The organism is Bradyrhizobium sp. USDA 4011, assembly GCF_054063415.1.
Genome location: NZ_JBSSGG010000001.1, coordinates 5871718 through 5898164 on the forward strand (window position 1 = coordinate 5871718; position 26447 = coordinate 5898164).

The 26447-nt window shown below is 58.3% G+C and carries 21 protein-coding genes and 2 pseudogenes; 8 read left to right on the top strand and 15 right to left on the bottom strand.

The window, feature by feature from the left end:
- Window positions 1–202: 202 nt before the first annotated feature.
- Window positions 203–1273, bottom strand: coding sequence for a cytochrome-c peroxidase (locus ACVW1C_RS27705; RefSeq protein ID WP_456761073.1), 1071 nt, complete (start codon window positions 1271–1273; stop codon window positions 203–205).
- Window positions 1274–3019: 1746 nt separating this feature from the next.
- On the opposite strand from ACVW1C_RS27705, the gene ACVW1C_RS27710 reads away from it, so the two are divergent.
- Window positions 3020–3358 carry a hypothetical protein gene (locus tag ACVW1C_RS27710; RefSeq protein ID WP_456728277.1) on the top strand — a complete coding sequence of 113 codons (339 nt, stop codon included), beginning with the start codon at window positions 3020–3022 and terminating at the stop codon, window positions 3356–3358.
- Between the two features lie 603 nt (window positions 3359–3961).
- Window positions 3962–4273 (top strand): hypothetical protein, encoded by a 312-nt coding sequence (locus ACVW1C_RS27715; RefSeq protein WP_456761074.1) that lies wholly within the window; start codon window positions 3962–3964, stop codon window positions 4271–4273.
- A gap of 471 nt (window positions 4274–4744) precedes the next feature.
- On the opposite strand, the gene ACVW1C_RS27720 is transcribed toward ACVW1C_RS27715, so the two are convergent.
- Window positions 4745–5104 carry a hypothetical protein gene (locus ACVW1C_RS27720; RefSeq protein WP_456761075.1) on the bottom strand — a complete coding sequence of 120 codons (360 nt, stop codon included), beginning with the start codon at window positions 5102–5104 and terminating at the stop codon, window positions 4745–4747.
- Between the two features lie 64 nt (window positions 5105–5168).
- Here ACVW1C_RS27720 and istA point away from each other — a divergent pair, with 64 nt between their 5' ends.
- From istA to ACVW1C_RS27745, 5 genes and pseudogenes are all read left to right on the top strand, one after another.
- Entirely contained in the window at window positions 5169–6476 is a 1308-nt protein-coding gene (gene istA / locus ACVW1C_RS27725) for an IS21 family transposase (protein ID WP_456761076.1), read from the top strand.
- Window positions 6476–7333, top strand: a complete 858-nt coding sequence (istB, locus tag ACVW1C_RS27730; protein ID WP_456761077.1) for an IS21-like element helper ATPase IstB — start codon at window positions 6476–6478, stop codon at window positions 7331–7333. The genes istA and istB overlap by 1 nt, the downstream gene beginning before the upstream one ends.
- A gap of 55 nt (window positions 7334–7388) precedes the next feature.
- The gene (locus ACVW1C_RS27735) at window positions 7389–8294 is read left to right on the top strand and encodes a hypothetical protein (RefSeq protein WP_456761078.1); all 906 of its coding nucleotides are present in this window, start codon (window positions 7389–7391) and stop codon (window positions 8292–8294) included.
- Between the two features lie 186 nt (window positions 8295–8480).
- Window positions 8481–8726: a hypothetical protein gene (locus tag ACVW1C_RS27740; RefSeq protein WP_244485016.1), complete on the top strand. Its 246-nt coding sequence runs from the start codon at window positions 8481–8483 to the stop codon at window positions 8724–8726.
- Window positions 8727–9510: 784 nt separating this feature from the next.
- Window positions 9511–11324: pseudogene (locus ACVW1C_RS27745) on the top strand (NEL-type E3 ubiquitin ligase domain-containing protein).
- Window positions 11325–11547: 223 nt separating this feature from the next.
- On the opposite strand, the gene ACVW1C_RS27750 reads toward ACVW1C_RS27745, so the two are convergent.
- The 13 genes and pseudogenes from ACVW1C_RS27750 to ACVW1C_RS27810 form a co-directional block, all read right to left on the bottom strand.
- Complete coding sequence (locus tag ACVW1C_RS27750; RefSeq protein WP_456761079.1) at window positions 11548–12267, bottom strand: hypothetical protein; 720 nt, start codon at window positions 12265–12267, stop codon at window positions 11548–11550.
- Window positions 12268–12327: 60 nt separating this feature from the next.
- Window positions 12328–13078 (bottom strand): annotated as a pseudogene (locus ACVW1C_RS27755) (hypothetical protein).
- A gap of 740 nt (window positions 13079–13818) precedes the next feature.
- Entirely contained in the window at window positions 13819–14529 is a 711-nt protein-coding gene (locus ACVW1C_RS27760) for a hypothetical protein (RefSeq protein ID WP_456761080.1), read from the bottom strand.
- A gap of 1305 nt (window positions 14530–15834) precedes the next feature.
- Entirely contained in the window at window positions 15835–16359 is a 525-nt protein-coding gene (locus ACVW1C_RS27765) for a tetratricopeptide repeat protein (protein WP_456761081.1), read from the bottom strand.
- A gap of 105 nt (window positions 16360–16464) precedes the next feature.
- Window positions 16465–18576, bottom strand: coding sequence for a type III secretion system export apparatus subunit SctV (gene sctV, locus ACVW1C_RS27770; protein WP_456761082.1), 2112 nt, complete (start codon window positions 18574–18576; stop codon window positions 16465–16467).
- A gap of 8 nt (window positions 18577–18584) precedes the next feature.
- Window positions 18585–19013 (bottom strand): type III secretion apparatus assembly chaperone SctY, encoded by a 429-nt coding sequence (sctY, locus tag ACVW1C_RS27775; RefSeq protein ID WP_456761083.1) that lies wholly within the window; start codon window positions 19011–19013, stop codon window positions 18585–18587.
- A 2-nt stretch (window positions 19014–19015) separates the two neighbouring features.
- Window positions 19016–19555 carry a hypothetical protein gene (locus tag ACVW1C_RS27780; RefSeq protein ID WP_456728270.1) on the bottom strand — a complete coding sequence of 180 codons (540 nt, stop codon included), beginning with the start codon at window positions 19553–19555 and terminating at the stop codon, window positions 19016–19018.
- Window positions 19556–19588: 33 nt separating this feature from the next.
- On the bottom strand, window positions 19589–20470 hold the full coding sequence (locus ACVW1C_RS27785; RefSeq protein WP_456761084.1) for a SctD/MshK family protein: 882 nt from the start codon (window positions 20468–20470) through the stop codon (window positions 19589–19591).
- Window positions 20471–20585: 115 nt separating this feature from the next.
- On the bottom strand, window positions 20586–20819 hold the full coding sequence (locus tag ACVW1C_RS27790) for a nodulation protein NopA (protein WP_456728268.1): 234 nt from the start codon (window positions 20817–20819) through the stop codon (window positions 20586–20588).
- A 73-nt stretch (window positions 20820–20892) separates the two neighbouring features.
- On the bottom strand, window positions 20893–21189 hold the full coding sequence (locus ACVW1C_RS27795) for a hypothetical protein (protein ID WP_456728267.1): 297 nt from the start codon (window positions 21187–21189) through the stop codon (window positions 20893–20895).
- 862 nt (window positions 21190–22051) lie between these two features.
- Entirely contained in the window at window positions 22052–23857 is a 1806-nt protein-coding gene (locus ACVW1C_RS27800) for an HrpF/NolX family T3SS translocon protein (protein ID WP_456734184.1), read from the bottom strand.
- Between the two features lie 635 nt (window positions 23858–24492).
- Window positions 24493–24687: a hypothetical protein gene (locus ACVW1C_RS27805; RefSeq protein WP_456761085.1), complete on the bottom strand. Its 195-nt coding sequence runs from the start codon at window positions 24685–24687 to the stop codon at window positions 24493–24495.
- 301 nt (window positions 24688–24988) lie between these two features.
- Complete coding sequence (locus tag ACVW1C_RS27810; RefSeq protein ID WP_456761086.1) at window positions 24989–25690, bottom strand: secretin N-terminal domain-containing protein; 702 nt, start codon at window positions 25688–25690, stop codon at window positions 24989–24991.
- Between the two features lie 192 nt (window positions 25691–25882).
- On the opposite strand from ACVW1C_RS27810, the gene ACVW1C_RS27815 reads away from it, so the two are divergent.
- Entirely contained in the window at window positions 25883–26404 is a 522-nt protein-coding gene (locus ACVW1C_RS27815) for a nodulation protein NolB (protein ID WP_456761087.1), read from the top strand.
- Window positions 26405–26447: the final 43 nt, after the last annotated feature.

Sequence of the window (26447 nt, forward strand, 5' to 3'; positions counted from 1 at the left end):
AAACGGTGCGTTGGCGAACAGGCGACCGTCAAACTCGCTAATAACGCACAAAGCGATATGATCCAGTTTGTCAGACCTGATCCTCCGGAGGAGATGGTCGGCTTATTCGCAACCTGGGGGGCTTGACTTGGAGGTCTAGAAGCTTTCGTGCTCGAGCTCCTGCGTTCACGCTAATCACACGGAGTGTCGCGATCGTGACGGCCTATTTGTCTAAAGAGGGCCTTGGGGTGACGTTGGTGCGTGTGGGCAGTATCGGATAGTCGATCTTCGGAAACTGCCCGGTAAGCGAGTTTAGAAAGGCGACAATTTCGTCAGTTTCTTTGTCACTCAGTTTTATACCGAGTTGAACCTCACTCATTACGCCAACCGCTTGTTTGAGGCTCCAGACCTGACCGGAATGGAAGTAGGGAGACCGCAATGCGACGTTACGCAATGGTGCGGAGCGGAAAACATACTCATCGCTAGGATTCTTAGTGACGGCAAAACGTCCCCTATCGTCTCTCGGAAGCAAGTTTGCGGCGGGCCTTTCAATCACGCCGAACGGGAAGTAATCCTGTCCACCGACATTAATTCCGTTGTGGCAAGAGGAGCATCCCTTTTCGATGAATAGCTTTAGCCCGGCTTTCTGGTGGTCACTAAGAGCATATCCATCGCCCTCAAGGTACTGATCGAAAGGGGCGGCGGGTGTGATCAAGGTCGCCTCGAAAGCCTCGATGGCCTTGGCAAAATTTGCAAAGGTAACGGGCGCCGCATCGTTGGGGAACGCCTTACTGAACATAACGACATATTCCGTCATTGAATTCAACGTGCTGAGCACGCGATCGGGCGTCGCATTCATTTCGACTCCGGCCTGGATAGGTCCCGCGGCCTGCGCCTTGAGGTCTGCCGCGCGCCCGTCCCAGAACTGTGCCACGTTGAAGACCGCGTTGAAGACGGTTGGCGCGCGACGTGTACCCTGCTGCCAGCGATGACCGATCGAAGTCGGACCGGCATCTACCCCGCCCATCCCAACGTTATGACACGTGTTGCAGCTAATGACCTCGCTCGCCGAAAGCCTCGGATCGAAGAACAAGGATTTGCCAAGGGTGACCTTTTCGTGAGTGATCGGGTTGTCCTTGACCGCTGGAACCATTGAGGGGATCGGCTTGAATAGTCGCCTGGCGGCGCTCATTAGATCATCATTGGCACCTGCCGCTGACGAAACCAGAATGGCAATAGCCACGACAAATAGCTTGCCTACGATGTAAAGCCCGTCTGCCGCTGGTTTCCTCATATTAAGCCTCGTTCGTCGTAGATTATGCAATCGCGAACATAGAGCGGTGCGCGCGACTCAGTCCGTCCGAAGAACGACTCGCAGCAATCAACGACGAATGATATCTTCAGCGTTGCGGCTAGGCTGCGCCCAGCTCACGCGCCGAGTAGCAACTGCCGTGCCAACGTGGCTCAAGGTCGAAGCCGCTGAGCTGGGGTCGAGCAGTTGCAAACCTGGAATAGCAGCAAGCAATCTAAGCCTGCGGAATCCACGGTAAGATCATTGGCTCGGACGACGAACAAGCCAGCCGACTCGGCGACAACTTCTCGCCGATCGTCCCAGCGGGTGTCCTTTGCGCCTTCAATCTCAACACCAAGCCGAGCGATCATCGACCAACACCGGTGACGTGTCGTACACTGCACCGGTGAAGCGTGCAGCTGGCGGGAGTTCGTCCACAATGCGGATGTGCCTGTCTCAGGGCGTATTTATGCTCGCTAGACGCTCAAAATGCTTGAATCGATCGTAGCGTCAGGTTGTAGGCATTGCGAAGTAGAACTCTCGCACCAGGGGACGCCACATTGGGAACTAGCTTCGCGAATGTCACAAAGGCTGGAGCGCATTGCGCGCGCTGCAAAGCGCAACCGACCTCTCGGTCTTCGCAGTGAACGCGTTGCGCGTAGTGAGACGATGATTCGGGAGACCGTAATGATTGCGGCGGCGCCACGACGGCTGCTGCCGAGCTGCCGCCTGGTTCCTGGAAAACAGATGATGCTCGTTGGGAAAATAACAATAGTGAAGGATATGCGGCTTAAGAAGGGTTTGGTGAATCAAGAGCGACGAATGGGGTGGACCTACAATGGCCGCTGCGCAACTACCCTTGCTGCGATCGCGATCGCAGCCATGTGGTGCCCAGGATACGCATGCGCGCGAGATCGGCGGGCCGAAGAGGTCCTCACGTCGTGCAGACCAGACGTAATGCGCTTCTGTGAGCGCTTCACAGGACGGAGGGATGTAGACGCAGCCATGTTTTGTCTTAGGGACAATTTCAAAAGCTTGGGCGTCGAATGTCGCCGCGCGATGCCAACTGCGGCGGACAGAAACGGCGGACCGAAACGACGCCTCAATAGAGTTCCGATCGTCCTTCATCGAGAGTGAGCCGTCCGAGCAGAGGTTACAGAGGTAGACGCACGGTGCCGTGTTCCAGGCTGATTGGCGCCGGACTTTGACCAGCTTGCTGTTCGAAAGTCTATCGCGCTGGAGCGTCACGCTACCGAGTCGGAGCTCATCCAACCGCGGCACTGGACTTCGATTGACCTCATTCGGCGATCGACTGGGCCATCACCCGTGTTACGAGGTCATGGTGCGCTCTGAGGTTCGATGTGCTACTACGGCGGATGCCGGCGCTGCAGTCCGTTCGTCGGACAAGGCAACCGCGAAGTTACCGCCGTCTGGCTGGAAATGGTCCGACGAACGAATCCGGTTCAACGACGGAAGTCGTTAGGCCGCACATCGTTCAGGAATTCGTGTTGTCCATTAATATGGCGTTGCTGTCGGCAGCCTAGCATTTCCAGCAGGTGACCAGATCGACTATGCTTGGCAAAAGATGGCCGGAATGCTCGCGTTGGGCACATTCGATCGCGCTCTTCCAGATATCGTCGCCTTTGGATTAGGTTGGGCTGGAGAGTGCGAATCGAGCCGAGAAACTGCTGAGGTTAGCTCCCAATCGAATTCGAGAAGGAACTGCTTGATGCCATTGCGGCGTTTTCGATGGGCGCTTCAGAGGAGCCGCTTGGCGGGGGCGTGGTGCTCTTGGTCGAATTCACTTTAGGGTTCAAGGCCAAAGGAAACGTCGTCGACAAGAGCCGCTCAAAGGCAGACAGCTGTTCGAGCAGGTGCTTCTCAATGCCCTTGCGCTCTGCGCCAGATAGGCCCGTTTTAAGTAACCGACGGCAGCGCCAGATCTCGTTCCGCAGCCACCTGATCTCACTTAATCTATCGTCGATCGAAGTCATTGCAGATGTAGTTCACTTTGCCATTCGAGCATTACGCACGCGGATCGTCATGAGTACCGGTGCCGCCGCATTCATGTCGAATAATTCCGTCTGAGGACTTGCGACTTCCCACCCGTTTCTCCGCAGATGTGGCGAGCAGTTGGATTGGTACAAGGCTCCTGTTAATCGATATCACCTTGCGGCCCGCGTCTAACGAAAAATCGTGGCAGTTCCACGGGTTTTCACTGCGCCGTGATGGCGTATCTTGCACAATTCCTGCGCTCTACAATTTATTTGTGCGTATCAGATACCAAGGATGGTGAGATGCTAAGTCACGTCCGGCATTAGGTGGCTTTAGCATGAGCTGGTAAAGCATGGCGCATGTCGCGAAGGTCCTTATGGCACCAAAACCTACAAGCGTCCGGTGGCTTTGTTGATTGTCTAGGCTGGGCGCGACCTGAGGGCCCTCATCCACAGCATGGGAAATGGCATGGCGGAGATGTTCTCCCTGCGGGGAAGGGTGGGGCGGGCCTGAGCGCGACCGACGGCGCTCGCGAACCGATCAAACAAAGCGCATGAGCCAAGGGTGGAATCTCAGCTATCGACGGCAAATGTAGCTGGACGCGGTGTCGAGCTGAATAGCCACTCCACCGCAAATCGTTGCAATCGATATCCGCCTTGTACAATCCGCCTGCGCCTCAGGAGGTCGATTTACAGCTTGAATCTCACGCTGCGACAGGTTGTAGACTTGCCGATGGATCAAGACAAAGCTCGGGATGGGGCGCGCGTCGACGGCTCATTGGCAAATCGAGATGAGGGGGAATGGCTGGCTGATTGCCAATCTTGTTCAGGCGATGGCCAGGAAGGGCAGTTGCACCATCGCCACGGGAACGCTGGGCCAGCCATTGTCAAGGGCTGGCAAATGGTGTCGCCATATGGCTGGAACGATGAGATGAAACGGGCAGCAAAATGTGGTTGGCCACAACTGCAATCACGTTTTTTGGTTGCGCAGGGCAAGTGCGCAGAGTGAACAGCCCGGCGCTCGCAGGCAGATGCTGCAAAGAGCGTGGACGATTAATATCCAGCCAGAGACGATGACTGCTTGCATATAGCCGCAGGGTGCTTCGATGAAAGCTCGGAAGGTCTTATGTCCGTTCAAACTAGTCTCACGACGGCGTTAAGCGAAATCGATCGCGCTGTCGGCATTGTTGAATTCTCGACTGCAGTCGTCAGGCGCGACAAGCAACTGTGCAAGGCGGACCTACCGGTGTTTCTGCAACAAGCAGCCGTTGAGTTTCAATCCAGATTTCTACCGAGTTTCGAGGAAAGCATCCGTGCAGAGAAATCGTGGGGCTATGCGACGACATGCAATGCGGTGAGCCGAAGGGCCGGAGGTCAGGCGGGTCGGGATACTTGCGAGAGAATAGCTTCTCGCGTGTCGCAGCTGGACCATGCTCTGATGAAGAAGATCGGTATCAGGGCGCTTTCCATATTTGCGGCATCATTCGGCAGGCACGCCAGGAGAGCGGAATGTCGCCATGGGGCGGTCCGAATAGCCAAATTTTGTCGCGAGGAAAGCAGATCGCTTCAAGAATTGAACAATCTCAGCCTGGCAGGGCTGATAAACGGCTTCAGCAAGTGGCCGGAAGGGAGTGACTTTCGACAGGCCGCGGTTGCAATCGCGGGCGAGGTCATCCGCCGAGCGGGCAGCCACCATCAGCTCTCTGAATTTAGACAGCAAGGCTTGGTGAGCCTGGTAAACGGATTTAGCAAATGGCCAGAAGAGGTGGCCTCGCGCCAAGCCGCGACCACGCTTGCACTGGAAATCTTGCGGCGCCCCCGCCGGGTTGTCGCGCGCCATGGAAAACTGCCCCCTCAGCGTCACGAGGAATTGCCCCCTCCTCGGATAGCTGAGGAGAGAGTGAATGAAGCGGGAACGAATCACTGAAGGCTCGCCGTGGAATGATCCACGGGGGCAGGTGATGAAGACGCCGGATGACGTGGCGGCAATGATGCGCCTGAGAGCGTGCGGGTGGGGCGTGAAGCGGATTGCGCGGCAGCTTGGCTGCAGCCATCACACGGTGAAGGACTACGTGGCGGCGGGCGGGGTGAAGCCGTTCAAGTCGCCTGAGCGGCCGAAGCGTCTCGACGGCCTTGAGGGCTGGCTGCGCGAGAGGCTCATTCGGCATTGCGGCAATGCCGACGTGGTGCGCCAGGACCTGTTGGCCGAGAAAGGCGTGGCCGTCAGCCGACGGACACTGCAACGCTCCGTGCAGCCCTATCGCCAAGCGCTGAAGGCGGAGGCGCTGGCGACGACGCGGTTTGAGACGCCGCCGGGCCGGCAGCTGCAGATCGACTTCGGGGAGCGTCTGGTCGAGATCGGAGGGGAGAAAGTCAAGGCATTCGTGTTCGTGGCAACGCTTGGACACTCGCGACGGCTCCATGTGCGTGCGTTCCGGGCCGAGAGGCAGGAGCATTGGTTCGCCGGGCTCGAGAGCACGTTCACGACCTTCAGCGGTGTGCCGGAGGAAGTGCTGATGGACAATCCACGCGCGCTTGTCGTGCGCCACGACGCGGTGAGCCGGTCGGTTCAGTTCAACGACAAGCTGATAGCCTTCGCAAAACATTGGGGCTTCCGTCCTCGCGCGTGCGCGCCATATCGGGCGCGCACGAAGGGCAAGACGGAGAACGGCGTCGGCTACGTGAAGAAGAACGCGATCGCCGGTCATTCCTTCCCTAGTTGGGAAGCATTCGAGGCGCATCTCGACAGGTGGGAGCGTGAGGTCGCGAACGTTCGTATCCACGGCACGACCGGCGAGGCGCCGATCATCCGCTTCGCGCGTGACGAAATACATCGGTTGAAGCCGCTCGGCGGGCAGCCGTCGTTCGGATCCTTGCGTGAACTGACCCGCGTCGTCGGCAATGATTGCGCCGTCGAGATTGATACGAACAGCTACTCGGTGCCGTGGCGCCTTATTGGCGAGCGCGTAGCGGTAACGATCGCGGCCGGCGAGGTGCGGATCCGCCATGGCGTGCACCAGGTCGCGGTTCACGAGCAATCGAAGGGGCGCCGGCTGCGGATCGTCGATCCGGTTCATCTCGACGGTGTTGCCGGGCGCAATGGCGCGGTCCGCCGGCCGGAGACTGCAGCGGCGGTGCCGGGATCGTCTCCACCGCATTCGTTGTTGCGTCCGCTTACCGAATATGAAGCCGTGATCGGGGGAAGCTTCTGATGACGCGCGCAAAGAAGGCAACCGAAGCACCGACTGATCCCCTTGATGGCATGCTGGCGCGATTGCAGCTCTCCGGCATCCGCGATCAGCTTGATAGTTTGCTCGACGAGGCGGCGCGCGCGAACCTGTCGGCGCGTGAGACGCTGATCTTGCTGTGCGAACGTGAGATCGCGCGCAAGGATCATCGCCGCATCGATATGGCGCTGAAGCTTGCACACTTCCCGGCCGTGAAGGAGCTCGCAGGCTTCGACTTCGAGGCGCAGCCCTCGATTGATCCCAAGCAGATCCGCGACCTTGCCGCATCACGTTGGATCGCTAACGGAGAGAACGTGCTGTTGCTCGGGCCGCCCGGAGTCGGCAAGACGCACTTGTCGATCGCGCTGGGGCGAGAGGCGATCCTGGCCGGGTACACGGTGCAGTTCACCACGGCGACGACGCTGGTCGCGGGCCTTGCCAAGGCGCATGGCGAACGGCGTCTGGACGAGAAGCTGCTCGCGCTGTCGAAGCCAAAGCTGCTGATCGTCGACGAGCTCGGCTACCTGCCGCTGGAACCTGACGCGGCGCATCTGTTCTTCCAACTGGTCAGTCGGCGCTATGAAACTGGCGCCATGCTGATCACCTCGAACCGCAGTGTTGCCGAATGGGGCACCGTGTTCGCCGATCCCGTGGTCGCCACCGCGATCCTCGACCGGCTCTTGCACCACAGCCACGTGCTGACGATCCGCGGCGACAGCTACCGGCTCCGAGCCAAGCGCAAGAGCGGCCTCATCAAGCCGCCCGCCGCTGACGGCCCTCCGGTCGGCTCCGCCTCCCTCCGTCCCGTCAGCGGCGGAGCCAACCTTCAACCGAGATCATAATCCCGATGGTGGGGGCAGTTCTTCATGACGCAAAGGGGGCAGTTCCGGATGGCGTTTGACACGGGTCGCCGATTTCGCTCAGCAGGGGTTGGCCATCCTTGTAAACGGTTTTAGCAAGTGGCCTGAGGAGTTGCCCTGTGGTCAAGTCACCGTCGCGGTTGCAATCGAAGTGCTTGGACGTGCGACGCGGTTCCACGAGTTCAGCGAGCAGGATCTGGCGAATTTGGTGAATGGCTTCAGCAAATGGCCAGAGGAGAATGCATCTCGTCAGGCAACAGTCGCGATCGCAAGTGAGCTCCTGCGCCGTGCCGTCCAGCTTCCGCATTATACCCAGCAAGGATTGGCGAACCTGGTGAACGGGTTCTGCAAATGGCCTGAAGATGCGACTTGCCGTAAGGCTGCGGTCGCGATCGCAGGTGAAGTATTTTGCCGTGCTGCTCAGCTCCCCGATCTGACTCAGCAGGGGCTGTCAAACCTGGTGAACGGTTTCAGTAAGTGGCCCGAAGAGGCCGCGTCTCGCCGAGCCGCGGTCGCACTCGCTCGCGAGGTCCTGCGCCGCGCCGCTCAGCTCTGCGAGTTCTCACAGCAGGGACTTGCGAACCTAGTCAGCGGCTTCAGTAACTGGCCGGACGAGCTGCCGTGCGGTCAAGTGACCGTCGTGCTCGCAGGCGAGGTCCTTCGCCGCGCCGATCGGAGGACGGGGCTCTCGGATTTCACTACCCAGGATCTCAGGGGCCTGCTGATCGGCTTCAACAGATCGCCACAAGAAAGTGCCGCTCGCCAAGCCACGATCACGATCGTCAATGAGGTCCTTGGCCGCGGTATCAGGCTCCTTAATTTTACCAAGCTGGAAGCGGAGAATTTGCTGTGTGGCTTTAGCAAGTGGCCGCACCACGCCGCCGGGCAAGGGAGGGTGACCGAGATCGTCAGGGAGCTGCAACTCGCGTCTGAGACCGCGTAGGCCCTGAGAGGAGAAGCGATGTTACCAGATGGGGCGATCGAGGAAAGAAAGCGCCAGCTAGTGGTGTTCGATACTCATGGGGCGATGCCATGGCACGACAACCCGGAACAATGAGAGGTGTCATAGCTCTATCGGCGACGCCCATATTGTACAATATTGAGCGACTAATCAGAAGGACGTAGATTCGTGAGTCAGGCTGAAAACGACGTCGTCGAGCATATGCTCTCATCATTGACGATCAGCTTGTTTCAGAATCGTATCGCGCCATCCGACGAACAGGTGATGTATCATTTCGGGCTGGCCTGCGAAAGAGCGGGGTTGATCGCGACGGAAGAGGTCGCAATACGGATATTGAAGCGCGTGTCGCGCGAGATCAACCAAGCGCAGTCGGTGCTTGAGTTCGTTGGTCGCGGTGAGGGTTGGCTACACTGAGCGCAATGTAAGGAAATTCGATGCCGACAGTGATGTGCGGTGTCTGTTCGACTCGGGAGGGATCCCCGAGCGGAATCACCGCTTGCTTGCCGCAAGCCGCGAAAGCGCCAGTCGAGCTTGAGGATCATGTCCGCGGTCGTTAGTAGCTGAAGGCTAATCATTCAGGTCGGCTTTGCTGATTGGGTGTGCGCCTTGGCCATCGGTGAAGAGCGAGCGCGTTACGCGCAAAAATCTACTAGCGTTCGGCTCGTCGATCAACACAACGTCTCCCAGAAGGGTAGCCTCGACCGCACAGGAGCGGCAGCGTCGCCGTCCTGTCAGCATCACGCTGCCGGCGTACCGCCGCTCGCACACCAAATTTACCGAGCTGGAAACTGTTTCGTTCCCGTCGGACTTTTTGCGGAGCGCTGCGCCTAAGCGTCGAGAAACATCGAAGGAAAGTTGGGCGGCGCATTGATCATCGCTTCGAGGCTGTCAGCTTGTCGACAGCTATATCTCGTAGGCTGAATGTCCCGAATTGCTGGCAAGGCCGGCTCGATGTGCTCAGGCATGGCAGGAAAGGGGAGATGGATTCCAGTATCAACCCGATCCGCGAGCGAGGCCCCTTGAGATTGGTCCTCGGTCGCCATCGGGCGCAGAGTAATCGCACCAAGCCCTGCGTGGCGACCGATTCGTGATGTGCTCTCGTCAGCCGATGAAGCGCATCCATAGCGGGGCTCTACCGGCTTCATGATACGCCGCCCCGGTGCATTTGCTTCCTTTAGCAACCGAAGAGACGACATCTGTGAATGCAGAACAGCTTGGCACTGGGGCTCCTTCCGAAGCTTCCGATTGGGAAAGCTCCGAACCAGGGTCACCGGCCTCATCGCAATGGGACGAAGCCTTGACGGAAGCGCAGGCGTCTGCCGACTTGCCGGATCAGGTCTTGACGGATTGGGCTGCCGAAGACGGGCAGGGGCAGCATGAGGATCGGCAGGTAAGTCGAATGAGGGCCTGGAGTGACACGGGCGATCTCAATGAGCCAATAGATCTGTCGTCCCTGTCACTGACCAATTTGGCGGCCCCGATCCCGGCCGGCTTGCGCCGCCTGAATGTCGACGACAATCAGCTGAGCAGCCTTCCCGAAACTCTTCCGGCCAGTCTGCAGCGGCTCTACGCGAACAATAATCGGCTGACCGGCCTGCCCGAGCTTCCGCCCGGTCTGCGGCGGCTCTATGCCATTAGCAATGGGCTGTCCAGCCTGCCCGCAGAGCTGCCGCCTGGATTGCGGCGCCTGAATGTCGACAACAATCAGTTATCCAGTCTGCCCGATCGCCTTCCAGCGACGCTTCAGGAGTTGGACGTCTCGGGTAATCGGCTGACGCGTCTGCCCGAGCTTCCAGCCGGGCTCGAGCACCTGAATGTCGACTATAACCAGCTGACCGATCTGCCCGAGCCTCTTCCGGCCGGGCTTGAATGGCTTAGTGCCAGCCATAATCGGCTGACCAGTCTGCCCGAGACGTTTCCGGCCGAGCTGCTATGGCTTGGCGCCAGCAACAACCAGCTAACCAGCGTGCCCGAGACTATGCTGACACAGCTAAGCCGCGACGCGAGTGTTGATCTGGAGAACAATCCTCTGTCCGACGCGGTGCTGGCCGGCCTGGCGACTGCCATGCATGCCGGAGACTATGCCGGTCCGCAGGTTTTCTTCTCGAACACCGCAGGCGCGGTGCAAGTTGAGCCGCGGTCGCTGCAGGAGGTTGTCGCGCACTGGCTCGAGGGCGAGCCGGCAGCAATAACCGCTTGGCAGGCCTTCGCCGAAGAGCCGGGTGCCTTAGATTATGCACGCTTCTCGACAGGCTCCGCGGCACCGTGAACTATGGTAACGACGCGTTCCGGCACGCGGTCGTCGAAGATCTGCGGCAGGCAGTCATCAGGCCGAATTTACGCGAGCAGTATTTCGAACTGGCCTCCGGAGCGAGCGCGAGCTGCGAAGATCGCATCACTTTGACCTGGAACGGCATGCAGAGCGCACGTGTGAACGCGGATGTCGAGGACGGCGCCTATGACGGACGCCTTGGCGAACTGCTCCAGCACGGCCGCGTCATGTTTCGCTTGGAGGCCCTGGACCGAATCGCGCGCGAGACCGTCAACTCGCTTCGTCGAACCGATCCGGACACGGACGTCGATGAGATCGAGGTCTACCTTGCCTACCAAACCCAATTGCGTGATGCGCTGGAGCTGCGGCACATCGCTCCCGATATGCGCTTTATGAGCGTCTCTCACGTTACCGGGGACGATGTCGCCAGGGCCGAGACGGCAGTGCGGAACCAGGAAGCGACCGAATTTGCGCAGTTCCTGGCGACCCGATGGCAGCCATGGGAAAGTGTGCTAAGGCGCATCGCGCCCGAAGACTATGCTGAGATGCAGGAACGGCTCGTCGATGCGATGGGCGAGCCGTTTCAAGCCCGCTTGGATCGGCGGCTGGCGGAAGATGGGTTGACAGGCGACGCCGATGCCGAGCGGGTGCTCGGCGCCCAGATACGCAACGAGATCGCCCGCGAGATCAAAGGCGCGGTCATGGACCGGGTGCTCGGGGAGCTCGGCTTCGAGCTATGAGCTCCTCCGCTGGCATCATCGATGCGTCTCGTCGCCCGCAAAGCCCAAGAGGGCAGTTGCCGGTCGCGCGATTGGGGGCGGATGAGCTCAACAAAAAGTACGCTTGATTGCACCCAATCCAGACGGGGATTCGCACAGTGCATATCAATATGGCCAAAGCCATTGGCGGCCGGTCAAACGGCTGCTCATAAGCTTAACGAGTGGATGGCGAGTAGTCTCAGCCTCAAGTTGCCTTTGTGCAACGCAGGCTCTCGATGTTCGTCCCCCGCGATCGATAGGATCTTCGCAGCAACAAACTCGATTCTAGATCGCGGAACATTGTGTAGTTCCGTCGTATCCACTGATGCAGCTCGGTGGACCAGTCCTTTTCGTCCCGCAGATATCCAGTAAAGGAAAAGCCAAGTCGGTCGATATATCTCTTGAGAAACGGCGGTAGCGCGGAAATCCGGAGCACCCGCTCGCCATCCATGACTTCAGGTAATCCGCCACGCAGCGCAAATTCATTGTGGACGGTGACCAGCGATGCTGGCGGAATCTGCCGCCGCAGTATGTCATAGCCGCGCAAGGAAATGCGGTCAGCGCCTGCGATGAAGAGAATGATAGGAGCGACATAGCGGCGCGCCGTCTCCTTTATGAAGCCGATTTCCTCGCACATCTTGAAGAATTCGTCGAAGGCATGGAAGCCGAGATCGATCACCTTGGGTACCCGGTCGTGGACGATAAGCGGGTCCATCAACTGCATCTTGCCGTAAGTGTCGGTCACATCCGCGGTCTCGGTGATCATAGGCAGGTAATCGAGCAGTGATGGCTCTTTTAGATTGACATCGAACGACAGGGCGGCGCCGTCTTTGAGCAGCAAGAACTCGCTCAGGACGCGAGCGATGAGGGTTTTTCCGACCTGCGGGCTAGGAGAGCAGATGATGTAGATAGGGGTCGCTACCATAGCCAGCAGATCAATCTCGTTTCGTATATGGGCCTGCTCTTGGCCCGCAAGAATATGCGACTACTTCTCGCCACTCCGCGTAGCGGACTTGGCGCCGGTCAATTCCGTCAAGTTGATGCGATCAAATTCGCTCCAGACATTTGCCAGCCAGTGCCGGACATAACCGCGTAGCACGAAAGAGTTGTTCGCGGGCTCATCGTTGCGGCCCTTGTTTGCCACGAAATCTATGAACGGGACGGATGCGACTTCGACCTGCTCATATGCCATCTCGTTCAGTTTCGGGATGGTCAACTCGGTCGCTTGTTTGATGCGGTGAAAATAGGAGTTATAGGTCGACTGGTCCCACTGGAAGAACTGAGTGTCATTGATGAAGTTCTTGACCAGATAGTACTTTGCGCCGCTCATGAAGGTGGCGGTCTCCTCGATCTCGTCGAGCGAAGCGATAGACGATCCTAGAATGTGGAATACGGCAAAGGTAACCTGGCCGGACCGAGCCGAATCCAGAAATCCGATGTCGCGCAAGGAGGCCAGCGCTGAGGACAGTAATCCGGCGCGAGCGTCGATGACGGTGACAGATAGCCCGGAGTTCAGGGTATCGAAAATCTTCATCTGGTCCGCGGTCGTCGTCATGTCGACGATCTCTGTGATCTCGGGATAAAAGCGCTTCAGCGTTCCCCGCGGAGACCTCCGTATCGAAGGCGCGTGTTTGCACGTTGTTGACGCTGAAGTAGTCCAGCAGCGTTCGTGATACGGTCGTCTTGCCGACTCCTCCCTTGTCTGCACCCACCACAATCACAACTGGCTTCACCATCGAATTCTCCTGAGGCACTCGCTCTTGCCGCGCGCGAAGTGCGCAATCGGCGCGTCACTGCTTTGGGTGAGAACATGGCAGAAAGAAGGGTAATTGAATTTTAGACGCGAGAGCTCATCAGGTTGACCAACGTTTTCAACATCGAGCGAGTTGCGCGGTCTGACTGAGACGTCGGCGCACGCTGAGAGTAGCAAGTAATCGCTCCTTCTCGTGATTTACGTCAGGTTCGTGAGTAGCCGGAAGGCCGGGCGTCGAAGGATCAATCGTGAGCCTGATGATCGTTGCGATAGCGTTCTATCTACCGATTGTTGGATCGGCATGAAGGACGTGAACCTTACGCGGCGTCAGCTTGTAGCATCGATGTAAACAGGAATGAGGTGGTGCTGCACTGCCTGGAGAGTAGTCGCGGATCTAGCTCGTTCGACATGGGGTGGCCCGATCTAGTATCTCCAGAAGCGTGATGGCGTTTTCGCTAGAATGCGTCTCGTCAGTTCGTAAATCCGCGACGACGCAAAATCGCCGGTGCGCCGGTCCGACAACATCGCGCGTGACGACAACTGCATCTATCGAGCTAGGGCGGACCTGTACAAGATCGGGCGTTCCCGATGCGATCGTCGAAATTCGAAACGCTCGAACGCAAACGAGAAGCTGGAGCCAACTGGCACAACGGAAATCGACGGGGAAGGGCGGCGAAGTGGCGCCGACTCAAGTGTCGATAGGCTCGCTGTCAACATTCTGCTCTACACAGAGAATGGCCTGGCGATATTTCTCATGGTCACGATGCGAGAGTCGGCAAGCAGTTCTTTAGAGTACACTGCGCCGAAGTAGTCGAGGACGAAGGTGCCGGAATAGCTTAGACCTTCGGTCGCGCGGATTAGATTATCGAGAATTGAGTCCACTTGGCCAATGCGGTCGCGGTAGCGCGCGCGGATAACATTGACGGCGTTCATCGAGTGAACCGCCTCGTCAGCAATCAACTCCCTCAGCCAGTGATGAAACGTGTTGTTACCAAGGGTGTCATAGAAGGGCTTCTCTGCTGCATAGGCACGGCAAGTGCACATCTCATCAAATGCAATCATAACCATGAGGGAGAATTCGTCCTTCAGGTGCTCAACGATTGGACCAAAATCGTGCGGCCGAGCGTCCAATCTCTCCCGAAGATCCTTTTCGGATCCATTAGCGACGAGTTCAATGGTGCGGATGAAGCCATCGGTGTGGCGCTCCTCGTCGATCGCCCAGGCGTTGAAGAATGCTGCAGCTTCATCGCTAACGATGAGGTTTCGGTCGGCTAACTCTTGTTTCAGGTGCCGGGCGTCATATTCCGTGTATAGGTCAGGCCACAATTTGTTCCAACGCGCACATATAGCCGACGGCTCAGCGTTGAACATCGTTGGCGTAAGAGAATTGAATAGTTCTTTTGGACTCCAGTGCCGCCGAACCGGCGTGATCATCTGAGTGCCCCTATTCGCGGTGCGAGCGCTCCAGCGTGCCATCGTGAATCGAGCGCTCGTACAGCAGTCTGCTGCAAACTACAGGTGCCGTCACCTATATGCTTTGGCGAGTTGATTCTAGGTCGGAGACGTCTGCCTTGGCCGAAGCGCCACCCGAAAGGGCAGCAAGTGCTTGTGGCCCAGGGCTGCAAATCGAAAACCCGACTCTCAATTGGAGGGGGAAGATGATGCGCCGACGTTGAGAGTGCAGCCTCCTCGGGGCTGTCATGCTGACAGGTACTTTTAGTGTCCCCAGCTCCAGCGACGTCGCTGGTTCGGGCTAGGGATCGGTCAGCCTGGACCGCGCAGAATTAGCCCTGTCGTGTGGCATGGGACCGAGGTTCGGATTGGCACCAAGGGATGTCAAACTGCGTCAGAGTCGATCCCAATCCTTGGCCTCGTCGAGGGGTTGACAACGCGTTGGCCGCTTGTGACTTCGCATTGGAAGCCAACTAGCATTACAGGTCGCTTGATTGATGTGTAAGCCGAGAAGCGCGCTCGATCCTGTTCGTCATCTATACTCTTGCCTGGCGGAGTTTGTTGCCGAGCAAACGCGGAGCAACGGCGACCTTGGCCGGCATCGCCGAGACGCGTTTGATGGAAGATGTCCTCCTCGGGAAAGTTCATCGGCTGTCAAGCCGGCAAGAATCTGCCAACCATTCACGCCTTTCGTCCTTGCCGCGCTAACGGATCAAAAACTGTTATGCAGCAAGTTCTCGCCTGGGACCACAGGGGAAATATTTGCACATGACTGGACTGGCCGTTATGGAAAACGTGCGCCGCTATCGTGCGATAGCGTCCCTGTGCCGGCAGGCTGCCGCATTTCGGCCAATCCAAGGGGGCTCATTGCTGGCGCAAGCTGCAGATTGGGAAGACCGTGCAGTTGCGGAGCTTGAGAGATATTTTGATTGTTCGACTGCGTGTCCTCGTTGAAGTGGCCGGGCGATTCAAAGATCCGCTACCCGAGAATGGGTAAATTCAAGATATGGAATTGTGGCTGGATGACCTGGTTAGGCAGTCGTGTGAAAGATCGGTTTGAACCTATTGGCTTCTAATTGAGGGTAGAGGCCTGCTCCGTCCAGGCGAGCGCGTGTCGGCGCACGCCATCCAGCCAGGAGATGGCGCTCGTCTCTCGCGATTGTACACGATAAAGTTGGGCTCCTCGCGACAACATCGTTCGAAAGCAAATGTGCCCTGTAATCTCTGCACGTGATCATTATCCAGCTGTCTGTCGGTCAGACGACCGACATGGTAGGCATCCGCGATTTACCGCTGTTGGCTGTGAGATCTCGATCTGGCTAACGCGTACTGGTCGCCAGTTTGCAACTCCTGATTAGAGTTTCGGCTACCCGCCTTGCCTTCAAGTGCGGCCGACAGCTTAAGATTGTTGCGCAACATTGAATTTGTGGGCTCGATCGCGAGGCCTTGACGGTATAGCACTTGCGCCTCCTCGTGGCGCCCCTGTTGATCGAGCACGACGCCCTTTGCATTCAATGCGCGCAGGTCGCCGGGGGCTGCCAACAGTACCTCATTGAGTACCTGAAGTGCCTCATCTGAGGAGTTGCGCGCCAACAAGGCGCGTGCAAGCGAAATTGCCGCATTGACGTTGTCCGGTTGTTGGTCCAGGGTCGCGCGCAGACTCTGCTCATCGGCATGAACGAGAGCGCGCGAGATGCGCTCGTGCATGGCGGGATCAAACTCTTTGCCGCCTGCCAAGTCCGACGTGGACCACTGCTGGCGTGAAAGATCGGACGGGCTCGCGCAACCGGTGAGCATCACAATAGTGAGCATCGCAGGCAGAGCCGACCATGGGCCTGGACCAACGAAGCACAAGCGCCGCCGACGTCTGGTCCCATTTGAATTCATAACCTGCTCACGATGATCTGCTGTGCCGTCTCAACTCGCAGCGCTCAGGAGACTGTCCGGGGAAGGGCTCTTGTCCTTGGCAGCTGCCAGCTTCACGGATCCGATCGGTTGGACCGTGAAATCTGCGGCGAGATCCTGATAAGAAAGGACAGGTAGGTCGATTCCGTTGCGGGTGAGAAAGCCGCGAACGAAACGCCGGATATCCATCGAACCCAGAATAACTGGCTGGTTCTGGCTGCGCGCGATGCTCGAATGGATCTGGCGAAATTGGGAAAGCAGCATCTCGCTTTGCCGGTCGTCCAAAACGAGGTATGGGCCGACGGCGGTTTCACGCACGGCACCCCGCACGATATCCTCAGTCTCGCGCTCGACGATAAAGGCGGCCACAACGCGATGCGCGTTGGCATAGCGGTGGCAGATCTGCCGCTTCAGAACAGAACGCACATATTCGGTGAGCAGCACGGCGTTCTGCTCCCGCTCGCTCCATTCCGCAAGCGCCTCCAGAACCAAGCGGGTGTTCCGGATCGGGATGCCCTCGTCCAGCAAACGACGCAGGACATCCGCGATCCGAGGGATCGGTGTTGTGCGCAGCACCTCCTTCACCAGATCGGCATATTCCTGCTCCATCCGGCCAAGCAACTGGCGCGTCTCCTGAATGCCAACCAGGCGCTGTGCATAGCGCGTCAACGTGGACCGGACGCGCAAGGCGATGATTTCGCTCGGACCGTGATGCCCTATGCCGGCCGCCTTGAGAGCAGCCGCATGGCCCTGTTCGATCCAGATCCGATTCGTGTCTGGATCCTGCCAGAACGGGATGCCGCTCAATTCGATGTTCGCGACGTCGTCGTCAAGCAAGAGCTTTGTCGGGTCAATAGCGCCCTCTTCTACGGGTACGCCCTCGACGGCCACACTGAATTGCGATCGGGCCAGGTGGTTGGAGCTTTGGGCGGGAATGCGTGGAATTGTGATACCTAGATCAGCTGAGACCAGTGCTGAAACCCGTGCGACGCACTGCTCGAGTTCCCCCACATCCATTGCCTTCATCAGGTTCGGCGCCAGCAACAGCGTAATCGGAAGTGCTTCGGCCGGCACAGTTTGCTTCTGACCCTGCGTGGAAGCGGGAGCCGAACCGGCGGGATTGACGCCGGCCTTTGGAGCGATCTTGCTCTCTGGCACGCCAACCTTGACAAAGCTGGCGGCGGAGAAGAGTGCGGCCAGTATGACAAAAGGGGGCAAAGGGAAGCCAGGAACGAGCCCCATCACAAGCAGGACGCAGGCGGCCAGCCGGAGCGCTTGTGTGCTAGCCGTAAGCTGGTTGACGATATCGGCGCCGAGATTGAGTCTGGAAGGACCGTTGACACGAGTGACAATGGTTGCGGCTGTAATTGACAGCAGCAGCGCTGGGATCTGCGAAATGAGCGCATCACCGATTGTCAGGATAGTATATTGATGCATCGCCTCCTCAAGGGACATGCCCCTGGAGAGCGAGCCGATCGTGATGCCACCCAGCATATTAATACAGATGACTATGAGTCCGGCGATGGCGTCGCCCTTCACGAATTTCATGGCGCCGTCCATCGCGCCGTGAAGCTGGCTTTCCCGCTCCAGCGCGCCGCGTCGGCTGCGGGCTTCGTGCTGGTCGATATGGCCATTGCGCAGCTCCGCGTCGATCGCCATCTGCTTGCCCGGGAGCGCATCGAGCGTGAAGCGCGCCGACACCTCTGCCACTCGTTCGGCGCCCTTGGCCAGAACCATGAATTGCACCATGGTTACGATCAGAAATATGACAATGCCGACGGCGATGTTGCCGGATATGACGAAATCGCCGAATGTATGGATGATGCTGCCGGCGTCACCCTCGGACAGGATCAGCCGCGTCGTTGCAACGGTAAGAGCGAGCCGAAAAACAGTGGAGATCAGGATGACGCCCGGCAGCGACGAAAAGTCGAGTGGCGTGTTGAGATACAGGGCAACCATCAGCAGCAATATGGCAAAGCCCAGATTGAAGCCGATCAGCATATCGATCACGACGATCGGGATCGGCATGATCATCATTCCGATCGCCAGAAGAAGCATCAGCGCGACCATCAAATCCGGGTGGGCGGGCGCGCGCGTGATGAGAGTTCGTAGAACGTTGGCCATGAAAAGCCTTATTGTTGCCTAGCTGCAGCTGTGTTGGCCCGCAATGAAACATAGCGCCTGAAGGTGGCTTGCGCTTCGGTCATGCGGCCGGCGTGGCGAAGCGCGTGGCTACGCATCAGCATCAAGGGCAGAGATGAGGACGGTTCGTCATCTAGTTTGTCAAGCCGATCCAATACCGACAGTGCTTCGTCACCGCGACGCTCCGAGATGAGAGCGTAGGCCAGGATTCGCAGCAGGTCGATGTCTCGAGACTGTTCGTGAGCAACCAACCGCAATAGAGCCAGGCTCTTTGCGCTCTGCCCGCACGAAAGATAGATATAAGAAAGCACGCAGAGCAAATCTCGCTCCGGCCCCGAGACCAGCTCGAGAGCATCAGCTTCGGAAACGTTTGGCGGCTGTGTAGATGTGACGCGCTGCAATTTGTCTAGCTCGGCCATTGCTAGCCTTTGATCAAGCCGTTGTGGCTCTGCCGGAGCAAGATTAACCGCTGCAGCTCCAGCTGCAGAAGGGCGGCTCCTTCACGTGCCAACAAATCCTCTGGCGCGGCAGATAGCGTATTGGCTAAACGCTCCAAAAGAGGGCCGTGTTGATCAGGACGCAGAACGTGCGAATGACGTAGCCGCGGCGTCACGAAAGAGAGCAGGCTATGCGCGAGATTAGGCCCGTTAAGCCAAGCGAGTTCCGAGCCTGGCTCGATCTGACCTGGTTGGGCGCGGGCCTCGTCGAGATTGACGCGCGAAATCGCATTGATCGAACCGAGCTCGAGCACGCTGTCGATCGTGGCGTCAACCAAGCGGTCCGGCGCATCGTCATGCCGGGAAGTTGCGCTGTGGCTCTTGTCATCATTGCCACGCGTCCGGTCGACGCCGATGGACTTGGCTCGAGAATTGTCCGGCGTGATGGCAGATGCATGATTATCAACGTTTGGTCCCTGAAAAGAGGTGCCAGGCTCGACGGGATTCGGGGGCAGCCTAGTCATGGCACTTTGCTTCCTTACCTGCGGCCTGAAGCGCTAATAGGATAGAGCGGCAAGCCGGCCATTCCGGCTCAGCAGAACACGCCCTTCCTCAATCCCGTTGACGGTCCATCCATTGCTCAAGAGCGCGCCAACAAAATATTTCTGACCAGCAATGACGATATAAGGGTCGCTGCCCCGCCACACAGCCTGGAGTCCAACTGCGGAGGGTGTCTTCTCATCCTTGACGACGACTGCATTGACGAGCGCATAAGCGCCGTTGCTATCGCGATCAAACCGTTGCTGAATGTCTTGCCACGTGGCAAGTGCAGCGGGCGTAACGCTGCCATCGGCGGTGACAACGCCGGCCCCAGAACCGACTTTGATGCCGACAAGGCCTGCTCTGTCAACTTCTTCCTGCAGCAGCCCCGCAGTTGCATCGGTGACCAGAGCATCAGGAGCGTTGAGCGCCAGCTTGGGGGCAACGTCGGCAGGCGGACTTGGCACTGTAGCCGTGTCGGTCTGGACAAAACTGGTCGAGAATGTGCCAACCACGGCAAAGCTGATAACGACCATGGCGAGTCCGGCGAGCGATACACGCCGGCGATCGATAGAGCCAGCTTTTTCGAGATCCTCGATAGACCACTGGATCGACATTTCGCCGGCATACAGGACGGCAGGAAGAGGGACAACGACGGGCTCGTTAGGCAAAATAGTGTCGTGCCCTTCGACACGGACGTCGCTCGCCAGGGCCTCAATCTCGATCGAATTGGAATGCGGGGTGACACGAAGATGGTGCGGTTCGAGGCCTTGTTCGACAAAGATTAAATCAGCATCGAGGCTGCTGCCGATCAGACACGATCCGACCCCCACTTTCCCTGTCAGCCCAGAATAGCACCCCAGCAGCACTTCGAAGCGCTGGCAATGTGGTTCACTCACGGTCGCTCTCCTGAACAGCGAACGGAACCGTACGGCAAAACCGTACGGCCCGTCGAGACTTCACGGACTAAGCAGCCCGGGAAAGTGGGCGACGTACATCGCCCCGCCTCATCCCTTACTGCACCCGCTCGTCGGCTGCTTTCTTGACGGTCGAGAGCTCGGTCGAGACGACGCGAAGTTCCACATCCCTTTCAGCAGCCTTGGTGCTTGTGGCAGTCAGAGCGGCGATTTGCCGTTGGAATGCCGCCTCGCCGGCAACTTCAGCAGTCGCGGAGCCGGCGGCAGCAGTAGCGGTGCCAGCTGCACCACCTGCAGTCGAGGTATGAGACGCACCAACACCCTTAGTCATACTAGTTCTCCTGTGTGCTCGAATTTCGCCGCAACGTGCGGCTCCTATTTTCCTGATGCCGCAACATGCGACGTCAGGAATCCTCTTCTGTTTCAGCCATGACGTCGTCGAAATGACCCATTGCACTATTTGCAAACTGCAGAGCAACGGCCCCCAGAGCGACGCTGAATGCTTGCTGCATAGCGGCTTCTCGCGAGGTGCCGCCTGAAGTGGACGCGCCGCCGCTTACGGGAATGTTCGCATCTGGCGATCGGTCATGATCATCGCGCTCGTCAGGTTTGTGAGATCCTTTTTTGCCGCTGCTTTTGCCGCCAGCCGCATGGAGGTCGGCATCAACGTGCCCAGCGGGGCTAGAGCTCGTAACGCGCATCGGGGTCTCCTATGTCAATTCGATCGTGCCAAGGGAGGTAGTCTCCGCCCACCAATGTGCAAACGTTAGCTTTCGAAAAGCTGACGAGTTTTAAAAAATGACATGTGCCAATGCTGGATCTACGAAAGCCGCAGATCAGATGGTATGTACGAGGACAAACGTTCGTTTGTGGAGCTTGTTCGGGTCGGATCGCTGCTCATCAAGTTGAAAGCTTCAACAGGCGGATGTTAACGCGACCATTAATAGATCGCGTTTGAAGTCGATGTGCTGCAATCTCGGGCTGACGTCACTTTCGATGCCCGCGGGGTCTTTCGACAATTTGCTTGCGGCCGGGCGCAGCGGGACAGAGCTTGACCTGGTCTGGAGCGGGGTGGAAAGCCAGATTGACGGTGATTCAGCGGTCAAGGACGATCCCTCGGTCCTGGAGGGCTCATGAAGGATCCGTCAATCGGGGCCCGCCATCATGCAGAGCGAACAGCAGCCTGTCGCTCGAGAACCGGTCCTTCGCCCTCGCGCTCCGCAATCAGCGTGCTCCTGATCGTTGCGCAAGCCGGCAGGCTCCGCGGCTCTGACCGGTTCTGTCGCCAGTTTTAATGCATCGACCTTCTTGCCGGGCTGCGTATGCAGTTGATTGACCTTCGCAGCGGAAAACTGGATTTGAGGTCGGCCTCGTGCGATCGAGCGCGGCCCACATAAATTGTGCGCAGTGAAGAGCGAGACAAGTTCTTCGGATCCGGCGGACGGTATCGAGGATGGTAGAGCTTGCGCGGACCGACTGCTCGGCAGGGAGACCCGACCGCGCGTAAGCCGCACAAGCTCGACTGGCGTTTTCAGCGTGATCCTGACGGAGAGTGCGATCCGGCTAGGCGTTAGCACCTGCAGCTTGCATGCGTTCGGACTCGATGCGAGCCTTCAAGTTGTTCAGGTAGTCTTCCGCGTAGGACTGGGCTACCGAAACCGGGAGGTTGACCCCCGCCGTGGCCGCTTCTTGAATTGCCTGCTTCACCAAGCCTTCTCGCATTGCCAATTTGACCTCAGGGCCGCCGATGCAGCCTACCGCCTGTGCCGCAAGGTTCAGGCCAGCTTCTTCGAGCGCTTGCTTTATGTTGCCACCGCTGATGGCGGTGTGAAGAAGATTTGCAGCTTGCGCTTCGGATTCGAGCACCATTGACGCCAGATCGGCCAATTCGCCCAAGCCTGGAATGAAGCTAAGTACACCGACTGCTGTCGCGGCCCAGTCGAGTACCTTCGAGCCAACCTTGAGCACGTCATTGATTGCGTGCATGAAGGCGCCACCGTTTTTTTTGGGAGACTTGATGTCGGGCTGGTCTGCCACGCCCATCGTCATGTCCGCGACCGCGTCCTTCTCGGCGGCAGTTCGGGCGGCATGCGTCTTCACATGCTGAACGGTGCGGTTCGCACCGGACATGTTGCTGAAGAACTGGTTGAAGTCGCTCTTGCTGATATTGCCGGAATCGACCGTATGGCCGCCGCCGAAGTCGAAGAACTTGTGGTGGGTTTTGTAGCCCGTAATCGCGTTGTTCATTAACCCGAACAGCACAGGATCGGACAGCAGCTGGGAGGCTGCCTTTCGCACCTCGGGCGCGAGGCTCTTGTCATCGGCCATGCTCGCCAGCTTTTCCCGCGTGAGATCGCCCTTCCCAAAAAAGGCGCTTTGGCTCTTGCTGATCGTGTCGAGCGTATTGAGCTCGGCTTTCGTGAGATTCACAGATGATGAAGCAACCTGCAGGAAGTCCTCTTTGTGGACCTTGTCTATCGAGCCGCCGTACAACTGCTTCCATTCATCCGGATGGTCGAGGAAGTATTGAGCGGCCGCGAGAACCTGCGGCGGGCATTTGCCCGTCTTAGCTTCGCCATCGATGATCTGCTTGAAATCCGAAAGGCTTAGGTTCTTGGGCAGGTTGTCGGAATAGCGATAGAGCTCGCGCAATGCATCGCTCAGCATCATAACCGATGGCTCGCCATTCCCGCTGCCGTCGGAGGGGATGTAGTTTTGCGTATAGTTCTTTGCCCGCTGCTCCTGGAACTCAGCAACTTGCGGGTGGTGATCGGAGAAGCCGGAGAGATCACCTGCTTTGATCTTGCCGCCGCAGTGGCCGTCGCCTTGCGAGCCTATCGCGTAGAAGAGCTCGGGGTCCCGCTGCAGTGCCTCGATCGCCGCCTTTAGATCCGGCGGTGTGGAAGGATCGTTGGCCAAATCTCCCAGAGATTTCCAATCCAGAGGGCATTTGTCCTTGTGTCGGATCAGCACCGACACAATCTGCAGCTCGGCCTCAGTCGGGGTGCCGCTGTTCCACGTGATTCTGGAGCTTTGTACGGGAGCTTCTGCGATCTTTGGGGCGTTCGCAGGGGAGGAGGCTTCCTCGGAGGACGGCTCGGGGGTCTCCTGACATGCGTCCAGTGCGGCCTTGATCTCCGGCGGGATAATGTTCCGCACCTCTCGCGTGAGTTCTTCCGTGAGTTGCTTGGCCGAGTCCTCGGCCGCCGGACCCTGCGGTGGGGAATGCTCGTCAGTCGTGCCCTTCAACGACAAACTGACCAGCACCGCCTCAAAGCCTGAAAAGTCACGCGCCGGCGAGGGCCCGGAGGCTAGCCCCGACAAAGCCAAATTCGAGCTGGTGGTTAGCGGCAGATTGTTGACTGACATCATACGTCCTCTGATTTGAGATCGCACCACAAACTGGCTATGTGGCGCAGCCTGAGATCGCGGCGAACAACGAGCAAGAAATGTCGATAGGCTTCAATGGCTCCTACCGCTTGCTTCCGATTGCACAGCGCTCCCAGCGCTCAGTTTCGCTACAATCTATAGGCACATCGCCGTCTAGATATTCACGCCGTATGGTAGGAACGATTAGCTTTCGAGAAGCTGACGGCGCTCAGAGGATTTCACAATTAGTTGCGAAATGGCGTCGCTCAAGGCGACGACGTGTCCTCGATTCGGCATCGGCTTGCTTGGGTGCTCGGTCGCTCTCCTCTGCGACAGCCAGGTCAACGAGTCTGCCGCTCTTCGCAGGATTCGCGTGTGCTGATCAACATCTCGATCTGAGCAGGCGTAGCTGTTTGGCAGACCCAGTTGTCCCTGGCGAGATATCCGTTCGCCATGACGAAATCGCCAAGTTCCGGCGGCGCGATGCGTGCGGGCAGCGCGGTCCGCCCTTGGGGCCGTCCGGCGTGAGGTGACCCCGCCTGCATGGGTCCAGGCTCAAGATCTTGCCAAACAGGGTCGTTGCCGAAATCGGAGGCGTCCGCGCGATCTTGAGCGACCGCTGGGCGGGAATTGGACTACTCGCCGCCGATCAATGATGGCTCGACATGCGACGGTCGGCCTCCAAGCTCCTGCCAAATCAGGTCCTGACTGTACGCGGGCATTTCATGCAACGCTATCAGTTCACGCTCAAACTCACTTCGATCGGCGGGCGATGAGGCCGAGTGGGGTGATGGGTTCTTGTCTGCTCTGCTTAGCGCATTGAAGTCCATCCTGTTTCTCCTTTTGCACAACAAAACGGCTCTCAACCGATGCGACGAAGTTCATGACGGACTTCGTAGAGCATTTCAAAGGCTCGCATGAAGCGCTAAGGCTGCAAGGCGGGCCACGGAGACTGCTTGCCCGGATTCAGGCTCGCGCATCCCGTGGTGCGGGCCCGGACGGTTATTGCCTGTCCTGCGGCATCGCCGCTGGACAGCCGCCCTCTAATCATGACAGCAGCGGCTTTCGAAAAGCTGACAGAGGGCATGAGTAGAAATTACATCTCTTCCCAACCTATCTGTTATCATCCGTTCATTTCTTGCCAGTATCAGGTGCGTGAGCCGCGCCGTCTTGATGTGATAGTGCGGGCGAAGGAGCGTCATTGGGGCGTCCTTCGCGAACGACCACGCTGGAAGATCCGCGAAACAGCATCAAAACCGACTCACGCGGTGGCTTTTCGGCTCCGTTCGGGTTTCGTCGCGCTTGTGCCTCCGCGACCAGTCCTTTGAGTGTCTGCTCCACAAGTGCGATAAAGCGAGGCGGACCGGACGCGAAGACGAGGCCATCTCCCGGTACGGCTCTCACGAGGTAGCGGTCGTCCGAGATGTTGAGTGCGTCGAGCGCCGCCTTGAATGCGTCGAAGCTGATCGGACTCAAGACCAGAAGGCGGCTTTGCACCTCATGCGCGTCAGATACGTAGAGCACCAGCCCATCGTAGTACCATTGAAGATTGTAGAGATTGGTCAACCGTTCGAGGAACTCGCGCGGTGGGAGATCCGGCATTCGCCCGCGAATTCGTCCCTTCACCCCGGTGCTGATATTGACTCTGATATTGAGGTTGTTGCCGAACTCCTGCAGCGCGGCCGCGAGGTCCTGATCCAGCACTGTGTAACTATACGGCGTCGACGGCAGCGCCAGCGGGGCGCCGAGCGCCTTGATGGCGCCCAAGCAAATGAAAACACCAACATAGAGAACTTTCTTCAAGATATGCAGCCTTGTAGACGAGATGAGCATTTCTGCGATTTCTTCTACTTGAGACTAAGCACTGGAATTCGTCCCAAAATTTGGAGGCCGACGCTTCGCCGGAAATTGGAAGCCCACCGTGATCATTCGATGACAGATGCTCGTCAGCTTTTGGTCAGCTTGCCTCTCTAGGGTGCCAGCCCATTCATGCCAGCGAATGGCTAATCTCACAACGTGACAGAAATGATTTCTCCCATGTTGCTTGGAATTGCGTCGGTCTCCGCCAACCCCGTCGAGTGTGCCTCCAGCGGCTGTTCGCTGGCACACGCTCAGTTTCACGAGAATCTCGCGCAGGCCGCCTTGAAACAGGGGGGCGCCTCTTCTGTGACCGAGCGCGTGCCGGTGTCATCGGTGCCGGAAGTGCAGCGCGCAGTCACGCCGGCGAGCCCGCTTGGCGATCGCGTCCTTCAGAGCATTTCTGCTATCCACCAGGACAAACCATTTCCTGGAGGTGCAGTTTCGCCGGCACTCGTCGGCGACGCTGATCCCGCGAAGAGTTTCCAGCTTGGGCCGGCCGCGCAACCGCTGCTGCGGCCGCAGCAAGTCGAGGTGCATCCGGCGGGCAAGCCGGAAGGTGCGGATCATTTCGATTCGGCGCTGACGAATTTGCGCGATGTTTACAACGGCGTCGTCCAGGTTTCGCTCATCTCCAAGGGGACAGGTGCCGTCAGTTCATCTCTGAATAAGCTTCTATCAGCAGGCTGAGCGGGCCGTTGGCTGTCTTGACGAAAGGCAAGATCGGTAACGG

What these genes read in the sequence shown, in the direction of transcription:
- istB (WP_456761077.1), top strand. Translation starts at nt 6,476, where the DNA reads ATGACGCGCGCAAAGAAGGCAACCGAAGCACCGACTGATCCCCTTGAT.
- ACVW1C_RS27720 (WP_456761075.1), bottom strand. Translation starts at nt 5,104, where the DNA reads ATGGCGCGCGACAACCCGGCGGGGGCGCCGCAAGATTTCCAGTGCAAG.
- sctY (WP_456761083.1), bottom strand. Translation starts at nt 19,013, where the DNA reads ATGGCCGAGCTAGACAAATTGCAGCGCGTCACATCTACACAGCCGCCA.
- ACVW1C_RS27790 (WP_456728268.1), bottom strand. Translation starts at nt 20,819, where the DNA reads ATGACTAAGGGTGTTGGTGCGTCTCATACCTCGACTGCAGGTGGTGCA.
- sctV (WP_456761082.1), bottom strand. Translation starts at nt 18,576, where the DNA reads ATGGCCAACGTTCTACGAACTCTCATCACGCGCGCGCCCGCCCACCCG.
- ACVW1C_RS27780 (WP_456728270.1), bottom strand. Translation starts at nt 19,555, where the DNA reads ATGACTAGGCTGCCCCCGAATCCCGTCGAGCCTGGCACCTCTTTTCAG.
- istA (WP_456761076.1), top strand. Translation starts at nt 5,169, where the DNA reads ATGAAGCGGGAACGAATCACTGAAGGCTCGCCGTGGAATGATCCACGG.
- ACVW1C_RS27795 (WP_456728267.1), bottom strand. Translation starts at nt 21,189, where the DNA reads ATGCGCGTTACGAGCTCTAGCCCCGCTGGGCACGTTGATGCCGACCTC.
- ACVW1C_RS27765 (WP_456761081.1), bottom strand. Translation starts at nt 16,359, where the DNA reads ATGCTCACTATTGTGATGCTCACCGGTTGCGCGAGCCCGTCCGATCTT.
- ACVW1C_RS27705 (WP_456761073.1), bottom strand. Translation starts at nt 1,273, where the DNA reads ATGAGGAAACCAGCGGCAGACGGGCTTTACATCGTAGGCAAGCTATTT.
- ACVW1C_RS27710 (WP_456728277.1), top strand. Translation starts at nt 3,020, where the DNA reads ATGGGCGCTTCAGAGGAGCCGCTTGGCGGGGGCGTGGTGCTCTTGGTC.
- ACVW1C_RS27760 (WP_456761080.1), bottom strand. Translation starts at nt 14,529, where the DNA reads ATGATCACGCCGGTTCGGCGGCACTGGAGTCCAAAAGAACTATTCAAT.
- ACVW1C_RS27800 (WP_456734184.1), bottom strand. Translation starts at nt 23,857, where the DNA reads ATGTCAGTCAACAATCTGCCGCTAACCACCAGCTCGAATTTGGCTTTG.
- ACVW1C_RS27750 (WP_456761079.1), bottom strand. Translation starts at nt 12,267, where the DNA reads ATGGTAGCGACCCCTATCTACATCATCTGCTCTCCTAGCCCGCAGGTC.
- ACVW1C_RS27810 (WP_456761086.1), bottom strand. Translation starts at nt 25,690, where the DNA reads ATGCTCATCTCGTCTACAAGGCTGCATATCTTGAAGAAAGTTCTCTAT.
- ACVW1C_RS27815 (WP_456761087.1), top strand. Translation starts at nt 25,883, where the DNA reads ATGATTTCTCCCATGTTGCTTGGAATTGCGTCGGTCTCCGCCAACCCC.
- ACVW1C_RS27805 (WP_456761085.1), bottom strand. Translation starts at nt 24,687, where the DNA reads ATGGACTTCAATGCGCTAAGCAGAGCAGACAAGAACCCATCACCCCAC.